The organism is Hyphomicrobiaceae bacterium, assembly GCA_041397645.1.
Taxonomy (GTDB): Bacteria; Pseudomonadota; Alphaproteobacteria; order Rhizobiales; family Hyphomicrobiaceae; genus Hyphomicrobium_B.
Window position 1 is genome coordinate 1418503 of record JAWKWE010000004.1, and the last position, 13697, is coordinate 1432199.

Genomic DNA, 13697 nt, shown 5'->3' on the forward strand with positions numbered 1-13697 from the left:
CAGTTCGTCAATCGCCGGTACGTGATTGGCTTTTTCGAGATTTGCCGATGCGAGATTCGATAATTCGAAGGCCAAGCAACGCCTCGGCTAGCATCCGCTGCAGCGCGTAGTAAAGGCCGGCTTTGCCATCGAGCATCCCGCCTTTCAAGAAGTAGCAATTTCCAAACACCGCAAACGGTGCGATCAGAGGAAACGTACGGACCTTGTCGGGCAAGGGGAGCAGGTCCCATGGCTTTGCGCAGATATTTTCGGCCTCCAGCTTCATGTAGCGGTCCTGCGCGGAAAGCCAGTGTGAGATCGGCTTGCGATCATCGTGCAACAATTTGTGTGAGAGAGGGGCTGCTTTGCCATCGAGCTTAAGTCTGTGGGTGTGTCCATCCTGGAAGAAGTGGCCCTTTGCCCGACGGAAGAGAACGGTCACAGGAGGATAAAGCGTGCCGCGTAGTGGATCACCCCAAACGCAGTAGCGGAATGAAGCGGTGTAGCCGTCGAATGTTGTGTCCGGGTCGATCGCTGAAATTTCTTTGACTGCTTCGTCGGGCACGAAATAATCGGCATCGAGTGCCAGGATCCACGGAGAGGTAATGCCGGTTTCAAATGCCGCATAGTTCCACTGATCAGCGTGACTGTCGAATTTGCGCGTCAAAACCCTTACGTTAGGAAACGTCGTCGCAATCGCAACGGTGTCATCTGTGCTAAAGCTGTCAACAACCACGACCTCGCGAGCCCACTGAAGTTGGCCGAGAGTACGCGCGATATTCGGTGACTCGTTATAGGTCAGGATGACAGGTGTTATCGCGTCGAGCATCATCTTGGGCCGCAAATTCCGCTGTAGAGTTCCTCAAACGAGGCGGCGATGCCGCGCCACGCAAAGTCTTGCGCAGCGGTGTGCCGGCCGGCTTGGCCCATCAACTCGCGGCGCGTTGGATCGCGCATGAGGGCGCATAGAGCGCGCCCTAATTCTTCTGGGTCGCTTGGCACCACGACGCCCGAAACGGTGCGCTGGATGTGGGCCGCCAATCCGACGCCCGGACTGACGACGACCGGCACCGCATACGCCATCGCTTCGAGTGCAGAATTTCCGAAGTTTTCAGATTGGGACGGCATGGCAAAAAGGGTCGCTTGAGAAAGCAAACGCCACTTGTCATGGCCTTGGACGGGCCCATGGAATTTGACGCGATCCTCGATTCCAACATCACGCACGAGAGCTTGCAGTTTTGCGGTGTAGTTCTCCTCGTCATTTCCCGCGATGACTAGGTCGGCATCCGGAACATGAACCATCGCGCGGATTAGTTCGCTGAGCCCTTTTTTCCAACTAATTCGTCCGAGTGAAAGGATGTAAGGTCGCTCGGTTGTGCTGCGCCGATGTTCCGACAGAGCCCCTGTATCAGGAAGATCGATGCCATTGGGTATTTCGATAATCTTCGGCAGCGCCAGGCCGAGCCTCTCGAGCTCTTCAGTCTCGTGCGCGCTTGTGGAATGAATAGCGGACGCCATCGCAATTGTTCGCCGTTCGAAGAGGGAGATCCAGATCCTCTTTGCAAGACGGCTCTTTTTTTGGATGAGGTCCTCGACCAGCATACCGCGGGGAGAAAGGACATAGGGTACGCCGGCTGCTGCTGCCGTGCGGGATGCTACCAACGTTGGATAAAGAAATACCGAGTGGAGATGAACAATGTCGACGGTTGCGATCGTCGCTTTCAAGGTTGCAGCCAATGCGGGGGAACGGAAGATGCGCCGCCCGATCCCGCAAGGGAAGTAGCGAATGTTGACATTGTCGAGATTGACGTCGGTTCCCAATGGTACGTCCAAGACGTCATCGCCATCCGCATTCGTCGTGAAGACGTTGACGTCGTGACCGCGTTCCGCCAGTGACTTGGCCAACCCATGCACAGAGTAGATGGGTCCACCATAGCGAACAGCAGGATAGTAGCTCGGCACGACATGCAGCACGCGCATCAGTTATGCTTGGTGAGTCCAGGCTGCTGCAACAAGTAGAGTTTCTCCACCGCCTCGACCGTGCGCAAGATGTCGTAGTTGCTGATAAGGCTTTGTACCTCTGAGGCCGATTGCGGTCGGCTAATAAATGATTCAATCGCACGAGCCAGTGCAGCTGTATCTGCCACCGGGAAACATAGGTCGGGTCGGATAGGCTTAATGAGATCATCGCTGCAGCCACATGCGTCACTTACGATGGCTGGTAGCCCACTGGCCATGGCCTCGTTCACAACCAACCCCCAAGTTTCGGTTGCTTGGCTCGGTAACACCAGGCAGTCCGCGGCGGTATATGCTTTGCTGATTTCTGACTGATTTAGAAATCCAGCAAACGATGTCGAAACATAGTTGTCTCGTCTCCGAGAAAGATTGGCGTCGAAATCAAAGACCACGCTGCTGTTGGCGCGCAGACTGTCGAGAAACTCTCCGGTTCCAACGAAGAGAAGATGGACGGGCCGCTCTGGGCGTCGAGCCATCACCAGATTGGCGGCGTCAATGAGATCTTGAGGACGCTTTTTCTCAATGAGTTTCCCTACAAATAACAAGCACGTGGCGTCGGGTGGAATGTTCCAATGATGACGCAACTCACGGCGCCGGTTGATCAGGTGATCGTGAGCTTGGGAAAATCTCTCGTTGTCGACGCAGTAGGGCGCGCGTGCCAATCGATCAGAGCTGATGCCTTGTGAAACGAAATATTCGCGATTGGCTTCGCCGATGCATAGGAACCGATCTACGGAACTAAGGAGCCATGCCAAAAGCGGGGCTTTCAACATTTGCTTCCAGCCGTGAGATGTGCTGCGAAGATTGGTTTCGGCCCTTAGCCAGATGGGCAAATTCTGCTGCCTGGCTTGATGGACTGCTTGCCAGTAGGCGGCCACTTGCCATCCCTGGATCCAGAGTGTGTCGGCACCATCGGCTACGATTTTTCGCGTAAATCCGCTGGGTAGCCTCAACCAGAGGAAGCTGGACTGCGATGAGCCTTCAATCGTGTCCACGAACTCATGATTGTAGCCCGACAGCAGATCGATATCCCAGGCGAGGCTACGGCCGAATTGTGGATCGTATCGTGCCGCTAGTCCTTGATCGCTCATAAAATAGACTTTGAATGGGACGCGTCCTCGTGAGGCCAAAGCCTTCCAAATTGGAACTTGATACTGGATGGGATGTGTAGTCAGGATTGCCAGCATTAGGTCGAATGTTTTCTCTTTTCCCAGTCGTCGAGGAAGAGTTCCACGGCAATAGCAACTTCCTGCCGATATGCGCTCCAACTTCGTGCTTCTGCAGCGGCACGTGCCGCGGTTTGCATGGACCGTACGGCTTGTGGATTTGCGATGCACCAAGCCATGCGATTCGCTAAGGCTTGTGCATCGTTGGCGGGAATGATCCAGCCGTTGACGCCTTCAGTGACAACGTCTTTAGCGCCGACGTTCTCGGAAACAATTACCGGCAAACCGCACGCCATAGCTTCGAGCACCACCATGCCGAAGGAATCGAAGCGTGAGGGTAAGATGAAGACGTCAGATGTACGGTAGAAATCTGGCATCTTTGAATGTGAAATCCGTCCGGTCAGTATGGCTGCGCCAGAAAGGTCTTTCGCGATCGTGGCATCTGAAGTGCTCAAATTTCCTGCGATCCGCAGTTCATAACGTAGACCCATTGATTGCAGCACCCGCGATGCGGTGGCCACTACGTCGAATCCCTTCAGCTGGCTCAGATTGCCTGCGGAGCAGAACTTTATGGGCAGTTCTTCGTGCATCGTAGCCGACGGCGCAAAAGCTGAATTATCTACTCCTAAGTTTGCGCAGGCTATCTTGGAAAAGGAAAATCCCGATGCACGATAACTATCTCGTGCCAGGGTTGAGCATGTCAGAATGAAGTCCGTCTGCGCTAATTCTGCATCTTTGCGTCGAACCATGCTTGGAGTGTTGGAAGAGGCTGTAAGGCGAGTTTGAGAGGAATGATGGACGCTAGCTGCGTCGAGAATGCCTGCGGCGCCCCGTTGGTGGGCGTGAGCGAACATATTAAGCGCCACGGTCTCGTATCCGACGACGGCAAGATAATCTTGGCCACTCATTCTCCTGGTAACATCTCGATCAAAGAGGTCGTAAACGGCAGCAAAGAGGCGCGAATGAATCGCGGAAGGGATGCCGTAGGTGATCAGTCTGCGGATCGGCTGGAACCAGTTTATGCGCGTTCGCTTTGCACGGGGGATTAATTCTAAGACGTCTTTAGGCAGTGTTCCCCCATGGAAAAAGTGGGACAACATATCCCGCTCTTGAAGTGCAGCGGCCAAATGATGTGCGTGTTGCCCGCCCGGATGAGCAACCACAACTGCGGGCTTCTTTCGATTATTGCTCATGCGCGACCGGGCAGGACTAGAGCTCCTCTCGCGAAACTCAATTTCGCCTTCCAGCAGCGCCATGCTGGACTTGCCATCCCGGATGGCGGCGCGAGGAATTTGGTGCAACGTTCGGATGTGTTAGTATGGCACCGCGTTTAGGTTCGCGTTCCAGCCGGTACATGGCAAATAGCAGACCTGCGCTAAACCAGTAGAAGAGCGCGGCCGTTGGATTGTTGATCACAAACATGAAGATGTGCATCAGGAAGTAGGCGGCGATTGCTGCGCTCAGAGCCTTGAATAGGGGCGTTTGAAGCCGGCGCGTCATAGAGACAGCAAGAAAGAACAGGTAGATCCGGACCGCATAGACGAGCACGAATCCGATCAGTCCAACTTCTTGCAAAACACGCGCTGTTTCCATTTCATGCATGTTGCCGTGGAGCCAAGTGTAGTTGGGATCGCCGGTCAATGATGCCGCGGATCCGTGAGTAACGCCTATGCCCAGGCCAAATGGTGGAGATGATCCGAATGCATGAATTGCTTCGGTGAATGGTGTCAGCGCGCGCATGATTGAGCTATCGGAATTATTGGCGCGATAGGTGAACGCGTTAACGGCGTCCGATGCGGAGAGACTGGCCAATCCAGCCGCAAGGGCGGTTACGAACAGGAGCTGGACGAGAATTCGGGGAGTAATCAATCGCGCACGCATACAAAGGAACAGCACGATCGGGAGAAATCCAAGGATCCCGAAAACGACCGTGCGCGACCCGGTGGTAAACATTGCCAGAGTGGACGAGATCAGAAGGGCTAACCCTATGTAGTTCGATTTCATGCTCCGATAGTTTGCGATCACCGTCGAAAGCGACAAGAAGAAGACGGCGAATACAAAAGTTGCGAAGCCGCCGATGTAAGAGAAAGTACCCGACGTTCGCGCGAAAGAACCGGATTGGCCCATACGCGCAACGGATTGGACCTCCTCTCCACGGTTGACGTAGGTGTTGACCCAACTGTCAGGCGGAGAGAAGAACTGGAACAATCCGAGCAGCGCAACCGGTATCATCAACGCCATGTAAATCTTGATCTTGCGCTCAACATCTTGCGGCGACGTAAAGGCGTAGGGGACCATGAACATGATGAGGCAATAGAGTATATAGTTTTTGAAGCCGACGAGGCCAACGACAGGCGACGGGCTATACGGGTTCGCAATTTCAAAGAAGCAATAGATGGCAGTGATCACAAGCGCGGTTCTGAGGCCTTTGATCAGCGGCTCGTGTGCTCCGTAGGGTGTAGGCGAGCGTAGAAAGCCGTAGAATGCCATAAGTACAAGAACATCCTTGAGCAGGTAGACCTGCGCTTGATATTCAGGCAGGAGCCACTTCCTGATAGCCCCTTCAAAAATCATCAAGATCATGACGCTAAACAGCGCCAACTGCCAGCGACGCGTCAAGGTGAGCCACGCTAGAGGTGCTGCGAGTATAAGCAGGAAAAGAATGATCTCAGTCGTCAATTCAATCGTCTCGGGCAGCTTGGATAAGCCGGGCAATGGCAGTCGAGAGTGCCGCTTGGTCGTGTGTGCGATACCAGATCAAGAGCGCGCGTTGAATTGATTGCAAATCTATTTCTGTGGCGGCGCCAATTGGCGATGCCAGGAAATGCTTTCCGCGCTCGGGCGCAGCTTGCGACGGCTCAGATGCGCCGATGCAGATCGGAACGACGCCGTGCGAAGCGAACGCGGCAAAAATCGTAGACTTCCCAAGCCGTTTTTGATCGTATGACAGCACGCCGAAGCGGCTTGTCAGCATAAGTTTGCTGATTTCATTTGCATCAAGGCGGCCAAGGGCCTTGATACTAATCGGCCCCAATGTTTCTGGAACGTGCGCTCTGCGCAGGCCGATATCGAGAATTTCCTCGACACCAAGAGCAACGAGTGCATCGATAAGCTGATCGCGGTTCTGGCGGTAGATCAAATCTTCGACGCCATTTCGGCCGAAAACGACAGCGCGATTTTTGCGTTCATTGTACAGCGGGATTGAAGCGGGTTCGCCGATAGTCGACGGAACGGGAAGCTCAATTATCCTGGCCTCTGCGGTGGGTCTCCAAGATGCAAGCTGCGCAACGTAGGTTGGGGTAGTCGTGATTGCCGCATCGACGTTGTTCCAAAGGATTTTGGTGACGCGCTTTTGAAGACCCGACAGCCAGAATGAGCTGCTCGTTATGGGGCCCTTTGCATAAAGTTCGTGGAAGATGCCTATCGTGCACCGTTGGGGATTGCGTGCACGCCAGCTTTGAATGCCGCGAGCCAGCCATACAGGAGCTCCTCTGGGGGCGTATCCGTAGCCTGAGATATGCAGGACAAGGGAGGCATTCGGGGCTTGTCGAACTGCCTTCCTCAAGACATCGATCAGAGCCTCACTCTTGCGCGTTGCTACCCTCAGCGTTGGCCATTCATCCGCTCGATCGACTTCTTCACCGGGTGGCGCCCCCGCTACGAAGAGCGTCTGTACATCGAAGCGATCGCGCAACTCTGTCGCGAGGTTGACGGCGTAGTCCCCAATACCGTCAGGTGCTGATGTTCGATGCGGCACAACCTGAATCAACATGCGTTGCGTCACAGCGGTGCGCGGCCTTGTTCCTGAGCAACCAGTAGATGCACGAGTTCGCGCATGCGCGTGCGCGGTTCCCAATTCAAGCGCTCTTTCGCGCGCGAGGGGTTTACTCGGCTCTCCAGGATGTCCGTGGTGCGGAAAATTGTGGTGTCCTGGACCGTATGATCTTTCCAGTTCAATCCAACGGCTTCGAATGCCGCAGCTATGAAATCGCCCAAGGAATTGCTTTCGCCGGTCGCGATGATGAAATCTTCCGGCCGATCATTTTGTAACATGCGCCACATGGCGTCGACGTATTCGGGTGCATAACCCCAATCTCGCCTCACACGCGTTTCGCCGATCGTAAGTTTTTCGGAACTGCCACCGGCAATACGACAGGCTGTTGCGATTACTTTGCGCGTGACAAAGCGCGCCGGCCGCAAGGAGGACTCGTGATTGGCGAGGATACCAGAGCAAGCAAACAGGCCGTAAGCTTCGCGATAATTCGCTACTTCCCAGAACGCAGCTGCTTTGGCGACACCATACGGACTTCGCGGACGGAACGGGCTCGCTTCGTTCGCGGCTTCTGCTGTTGTTTCACCGAAACACTCCGATGAGGCGGCATTATATACTCGTACCGGTCGTCCGATGTAGCGCACCGCCTCAAGCAAATTGAGCGTCGCGTGTGCGATACTCTCGAGTGTTTCTACGGGTTGTGCGAAGGATAGGCCGACAGAGGTTTGCCCAGCGAGATTGTAGATTTCATCTGGCTCAGTTTCGGTCAGAATCTGGAGGACGCTGCGAAAGTCGGTCAATGCCATTGAGCGCGTCTTTACGCGGTCGCGGATACCTAGTCTGAGGAGATTGCCGAACGATGATAATTCCGCGTCGCGAGAAGTGCCCGTAACCAGATAATCCTTTTCTAGCAGATGGCGGGCGAGGTAGGCACCGTCTTGGCCTGATATCCCACAAATGAGTGCGTGCTTGGAGGACATAGGATTAAGTCAGATCGGACATACGCTCGAAAGCGCTGTTCGCAAGCGTTGTGAGAAACGCGGATAGGAGAAATGCTCCAGGCCTTCAGGAACCCCGCGAGGTCGTTTTAATCCCTCCTGAATTCCTTGTGTGATGGAATCGGGGTCGCGCGGATCAACGAGAATTCCAAGCTTGCCATCAAGCACGGCTTCGCGGGTGCCATCGAGGCTACTTGCGACGACCGGAACGCCGCATGCCAAGGCTTCGAGGATCACAAAGCCGAAACCTTCACCCTGGCTAGGCATGACGTAAAGATCTGCAAGGCGATAAAAGTCACTTTTAATTTCATCCGGGATGCGTCCGGTGAAGATGACGGAATCGGTGAGGCCCATAGAGGCAACTTTGTCCTGGAGGCGCTGTTTGTCAGGGCCATCGCCAGCCGCCACGTAGCATAGGTTTGGAACAACTGAGCGAAGTTGGGGAAGGACCTCGATGATTTCGTCGAACCCCTTGTATCTTTCACTCGACGCCATCCGACCGAGCGTCATCAGAACAGTCCTGTTCTCAAGTCCGTAGCGGATAGCAAGTTCACGGTTCGGTGGCCTTGGAAGATAGTCATCGAGCCGTATTGCGTTGGGCACAATGCTGGTGTGTGCAGGATCGACATCGCACCATTTTAGAAAGCGATCATTTGTGGTTTTGCTGATCGAAATAACGTGAAGTCCGCAAGCTTCGATCATCCGCTTCACGGCCCATGGTGCCGGCGTCCAAACATCGATGCCATAGATAGCAAGGACGATAGGGATTTGGTTCCTTACTGCTAGAGGCACCGCAGTGGGGATCAGATTCACATGCGCACAGTAAATAAGATCGGGTCGATTGCGTTTAAGGATACGTCGTGCCGTAGCGAGAGAGAACCGCAAACGTCCTCCGAGACCACTCAGGTCGTAGTTGATCTTCGGCGGCAACGATCTCAACTGATCGACATCTGCAAGTCGCGGAAGGACATCAATACGAGCGACAGTGTCGTAGCTTGCGATGGCTTCCAGCGCATCGCGATTGTATTGCGAAATGCCTCCGAAGCCGCCATGCGCGTCAGTGACAAGGGCGAGGACGTTCAACTTGCGCTTAGGCATGAGATGATCGCGCGGTCGGTGTAAGAGCGGTTTTGCTCCAGTAGTCGGCCACAAGCAGAGCCCAGCGGCGAGCCCAGGGCTGATTATGCAAAGACATTGCCATTTGCGGTGCTCGCGTTGGTGCGGGCAGTCTGTGCAACCACTGGGCGATCGGTGTTACAAATCCGGTCTTGGCGCGTTCTCTGACTATCTTCGGCAGCGGCGTTGATGGTGCCTCCTTTAGAAGTGATTTGCCGGCGAATTCCGGCCGGTCGAGAGGAAGATGCGCAACGCATTCCAACAACCTTATGTCCACGAACGGCGCGCGGACTTCAATCGAATGAGCCATGCTCGTCCAATCGGTATCGCGCAGCAACTGATTTCGCAGATAGAGCGAGCTTTCCAGCGCGCAGACTTTGGCAAACCCTCTTTGCGGTCTGGGTACGATGGTGTCGTGTATCAATTCAAACGGTACGAGCTGCTGCAAGGCCACGGTGGCTTCTTCTTGCGGCATGATAGAAGCAAGTTCATGGGGCAAGAAAAGACCTCGTTGCAGAAGGTAAGAACCTGGGTATGTGTGACCGTACTCAAACAGGCCGCGGGCCTTCGGGTGCAAGCCAAAGCGCGTCACGTCCATGGCAGAGGATGCTAACTTCAGAATGGGGGCGAGACCGGGCACAGCAGTGATGTTTCTTACCCATTCGACGAGTTTTGGAATGCGATTGAATGAGGGATAGCCTCCAAACAACTCATCGCCGCCAAGACCTGACAGGACGACTTTCAATCCCATTTCCTTAGCGGCCTTAGACACGAACCAAGTATTGAGACCGTTGATGGTCGGAAGGTCCATAGACGTTATGATGTGGTGAAGATCGGACCGGAATTCTTCTTCATCGATGTAGCGAGTGGTGTGTTTTGTGCCATATGTGAGTGCGACTTGCGCTGCAAGAGGCGCTTCGTCTTCGGGCTTTCCGCTGAATTCGTTGAAGCCAAGCGTGACCGTGTGAATGTCGGTCTGGCCTGCGTCACGCATCAAGCCGACGAGCGCGCCTGAGTCGATACCTCCAGAAAGGAAAGTACCGATGGGCACATCCGCAACAAGGTGGTGACGGATGCTGTCAATGAGAGCATCTCTCACTTGAGCCTTCACGGCCTGGCGCCGTCGGGAGCCGGTCTGCAGATTTTCTTCGCATCGGACCAGTGTTTCAGCGAGAGAGTAGTGTTGCTCAGGCGACTGTGTGCCTCGATGAGATACAACGAGACTGTGCCCCGCTGGGAGACACCGAATTGCGCGAAATGTCGTCCACGGTTCTGGAACGCTTCCGAATAAGTAGAAGCCCGCCCAACCGGCTGAACAGGGATCGCTCGCTATGCCTCCACCGGCCAACAGTGCCTTCACCTGCGATGCGAAACGGAACACGCCGTCTTCGCATGAGTAGTAGAGCGGTTTGATGCCGTAGGGGTCCCGCGCCAAGAAAAGTTCGTGGCGGTGCGCATCCCAAATCGCAAGCGCGTACATTCCGCGTAGCTTCTCTAATAGCTTCCTCCCCATATGCCGGTAGAGGTGCAGGATGACCTCGGTGTCGGATGTGGTGCGGAATTGGAAGCCAGCCTGTTGTAGTTCTGCGCGTAACTCTTTGTAATTGTAGATTTCGCCATTGAATACGATCACGAGATCTTCTTGCGGGGTCATCATCGGCTGGGAGGCACGCGCATCAAGATCGATGATCGCCAATCTTCTATGGGCGAGGCCCAGTCTTTGGCGTCCGTCCACCCAAAGGCCGAAGGCATCGGGTCCGCGCGAGGCCATGTGGTCTCGACACGCGATCAATTCTGAAATCGAGATCGGTCGGCCGTCCGCGCCGAAGGAGAAGATGCCTGCTATTGCGCACATGGCGTTTTGCCTCGTGAGGTTCTACGCAGACAGAGTCAAAAGGTTGTCGAAATACGCGATGGTCTTTTTGAGGCCTTCCTTCAAAGGCACGACGGGTTGCCAGTCCAGATGTTCGCGGGCAAGTCCGATATCGGGGCGACGCTGGCGTGGGTCGTCAGCGGGAAGAGGTTCGAAGGTCAGCTTCGAGGATGAGCCGGTCTGCGAGATGATTTCCTCCGCCAACTGCCGCATCGTAAATTCGTTTGGGTTGCCAAGGTTCACCGGTCCGGTGAACCCAGCAGGTGAATCCATCAGGCGGATGAAACCTTCAATGAGATCGTCGACAAAGCAGAACGAGCGCGTTTGCTGTCCGTCACCATAGATTGTGATCGGCTGCCCCTTAAGCGCCTGAACGATGAAGTTTGAAACGACCCGCCCATCATTGGGATGCATGCGCGGGCCATAGGTGTTGAAGATACGTGCGACTTTGATGTCGAGGTTGTGCTGCCGGTAATAATCGAAGAACAGCGTCTCTGCGCAGCGCTTTCCTTCGTCATAGCAAGAGCGGAGCCCGATCGGATTAACGTTGCCCCAGTAAGATTCGGTTTGAGGATGAACGGTCGGGTCGCCGTATACTTCGCTCGTCGATGCCTGGAAAATTCTGCAGCGCAGTCGTTTGGCAAGTCCGAGCATGTTGATGGCGCCATGCACGCTGGTCTTGGTCGTTTGAACGGGATCGTGTTGGTAGTGGATGGGCGATGCCGGACATGCAAGATTGTAGATCTCATCCACCTCGACATAGAGGGGAAAGGTAACGTCGTGGCGCATCAACTCGAAGCGTGGATGGCTGACGAGATGGTCGATGTTGCGCTTTGTGCCCGTAAAGAAGTTGTCGACACAAATGACGTCGTGTCCAAGCGCGAGGAGTCGGTCGCACAGATGAGAGCCGAGAAATCCTGCGCCACCGGTTACGAGGATGGCTTTGCGGTCGTAATCTCTAGGCTGCGTCACGAAATCTCCTGCTGAAGCATGAAAGCTTCTGTTTCACCGTGTCACTTGATGAGCCACGAAGGCATAGCTACCGCACTCCGGGTGAATCGCTTCTCCGGCAATCGTCACCAATTGACCGGACGTTGTGCACGTCCGGTGTTGAGGAGGTGGCTCCCCGTCATGAAGTGAGCGTCAAGAAAGTCGCCTCAAGCGGCCTTTTGACCCCGTGTCGCTCCTGCTGCCCCGCCTTGTGCCCACGGATTAGGTCCGGTCCAGATGCCGGCGTGCGTCAAGTCGCGCCAAGCCTTCTTGATAGAAGCCACATCTGTGGTCTCTCCCCACGCAATGATACGGATGGTCTCGAGTACGATCCTGAAATCGAGCGCAAAGCTCGCGTTTTTTACATACCAGACATCCAGAGCGGCTTTGTCTTCAGGATGAACGTCACGTCCTCCTTTGACCTGTGCCCATCCAGTTAATCCTGGGCGAACCAGCAATCGCGCGGAAAACTCTGGCGGTTGGTCCGCGGGCAACAGCGGCCTTGGTCCAATGAAGGACATTTCGCCAAACACGATGTTGAGAAGCTGCGGTAGCTCATCAAGCCTTGTGCGGCGGAGAAATCGTCCGATCAGCGATAGGCGATCGTCGTCATCGACACGGTTGCCGTTGCGGTCATGGGCCGGCGCCATCGTTCTGAACTTGTACAACCTGAGAGGACGTCCGCTCAGTCCCGGTCGGCGCTGCCAGAACGTGACTGGGAAGCCGACGTCGATGACGACGAGCATCGCAATCAGCAACATGAGAGGGGACAGCACGACAAGGAGGGCGATAGAAAGGACGGCGTCAATTACCCTTTTGATGCGCCAGTAAGGCAGTCGCGCAAGCTCTTCGAGTTGGTTCGACGAAATGGCAAATCGAGCTGCTGAACTGGGGTCTTTATCGGAGGTTGTTAATGGCGGCTCGCCCGGTGAATTTGCGGTGGGGCGATTGACGTTGACGTCGAGCCCAAGTTGCTCGGCGAGATACTCAACCTTGATCGACGTCGACATCTCGATCTCAAGGAGGGCTTGCTGCGCCTTGGGCGATAAGCGGTCAAATCGCGAAGTGACGACAATGCGGTCGAGCACAATGCCGTGCACTTCGAGGTTGCGACGAATCTCTATGATATCATCCGGCGCGCCCAGTATGGGATACTGGCGCACGGAACGGTTCGTGTCCTTGCTCGTGCGTCCGACAATCCCTGCGATGTGGATACGTCCCGGCGCATATTCTGCAACAGCGCGCAGATAGAGATCCGTCAGCTGGGTCAATCCAACGAGCATGATGGTTTCTTCCGGACCGGCTTTCGGCGCCGACCACATGACGGGCCGGGCTGGACTCGAATGGCGCAGGCGCACCAATACGCGCGAGCCCACGAGCGCGAGCATGATGAGCATTCCCTGGATGAAGGGAAGAGATCGGGAGACGTTCCCCATCCGGTTTAGCGTGAAGCCTAGCGCCATCGCTGTCAGTACGATGATGCAGGCGGCAGCACACAGTCGAAGGTAGTCGGCCATGCCCGACATGCGCGTGATCATGCGCGTTGCACCGAACGCAGGAAGCACAATCGCGGAAATTGCCAGAGTTGCGGCCAAGTAGGGGAGCAGGGCGGCGAACCTGAGTTCGGAGAACTCGAAATTGTCACGCAGAAGCAACGCGGCGATCGTCGCGCAACCAACCAACGCAAGGTCGATGACCAAGCTAACAACCGAACGCATCATGCCCCGCCAAAATCATGAGTGGCCAAATTCGGCCGTTCGGAAAAACCTTAACCCCGCGGATCGTAT

Annotated in this window: 11 protein-coding genes; all 11 read right to left on the minus strand. The window is 55.2% G+C overall.

What is annotated here, in order from left to right; genetic code table 11:
• Positions 1–7 precede the first annotated feature (7 nt).
• The 11 genes from R3D51_06515 to R3D51_06565 all read right to left on the minus strand — a co-directional run bounded on the left by R3D51_06515 (position 8) and on the right by R3D51_06565 (position 13631).
• Positions 8–811, minus strand: a complete 804-nt coding sequence (locus R3D51_06515; protein ID MEZ5899132.1) for a glycosyltransferase family 2 protein — start codon at positions 809–811, stop codon at positions 8–10.
• A complete protein-coding gene (locus R3D51_06520; protein MEZ5899133.1) occupies positions 808–1959 on the minus strand; it encodes a glycosyltransferase in 1152 nt (383 codons plus the stop codon). The genes R3D51_06515 and R3D51_06520 overlap by 4 nt, the downstream gene beginning before the upstream one ends.
• A complete protein-coding gene (locus tag R3D51_06525) occupies positions 1959–3086 on the minus strand; it encodes a glycosyltransferase family 4 protein (GenBank protein ID MEZ5899134.1) in 1128 nt (375 codons plus the stop codon). Before R3D51_06525 ends, R3D51_06520 begins: the two co-directional genes overlap by 1 nt.
• Before the next feature lie 95 nt (positions 3087–3181).
• Complete coding sequence (locus tag R3D51_06530) at positions 3182–4417, minus strand: glycosyltransferase family 4 protein (protein ID MEZ5899135.1); 1236 nt, start codon at positions 4415–4417, stop codon at positions 3182–3184.
• Positions 4392–5840: a hypothetical protein gene (locus R3D51_06535; GenBank protein MEZ5899136.1), complete on the minus strand. Its 1449-nt coding sequence runs from the start codon at positions 5838–5840 to the stop codon at positions 4392–4394. Before R3D51_06535 ends, R3D51_06530 begins: the two co-directional genes overlap by 26 nt.
• A gap of 1 nt (position 5841) precedes the next feature.
• Positions 5842–6933: a glycosyltransferase gene (locus tag R3D51_06540; protein ID MEZ5899137.1), complete on the minus strand. Its 1092-nt coding sequence runs from the start codon at positions 6931–6933 to the stop codon at positions 5842–5844.
• 8 nt (positions 6934–6941) lie between these two features.
• The gene (locus R3D51_06545) at positions 6942–7913 is read right to left on the minus strand and encodes a GDP-mannose 4,6-dehydratase (GenBank protein ID MEZ5899138.1); all 972 of its coding nucleotides are present in this window, start codon (positions 7911–7913) and stop codon (positions 6942–6944) included.
• 9 nt (positions 7914–7922) lie between these two features.
• The gene (locus R3D51_06550; protein ID MEZ5899139.1) at positions 7923–9029 is read right to left on the minus strand and encodes a glycosyltransferase family 4 protein; all 1107 of its coding nucleotides are present in this window, start codon (positions 9027–9029) and stop codon (positions 7923–7925) included.
• Positions 9022–10902 carry an asparagine synthase (glutamine-hydrolyzing) gene (gene asnB / locus R3D51_06555; GenBank protein MEZ5899140.1) on the minus strand — a complete coding sequence of 627 codons (1881 nt, stop codon included), beginning with the start codon at positions 10900–10902 and terminating at the stop codon, positions 9022–9024. The genes R3D51_06550 and asnB overlap by 8 nt, the downstream gene beginning before the upstream one ends.
• A 21-nt stretch (positions 10903–10923) precedes the next feature.
• A complete protein-coding gene (locus R3D51_06560; protein MEZ5899141.1) occupies positions 10924–11892 on the minus strand; it encodes a UDP-glucuronic acid decarboxylase family protein in 969 nt (322 codons plus the stop codon).
• 185 nt (positions 11893–12077) lie between these two features.
• Positions 12078–13631 carry a sugar transferase gene (locus R3D51_06565; protein ID MEZ5899142.1) on the minus strand — a complete coding sequence of 518 codons (1554 nt, stop codon included), beginning with the start codon at positions 13629–13631 and terminating at the stop codon, positions 12078–12080.
• Positions 13632–13697 lie beyond the last annotated feature (66 nt).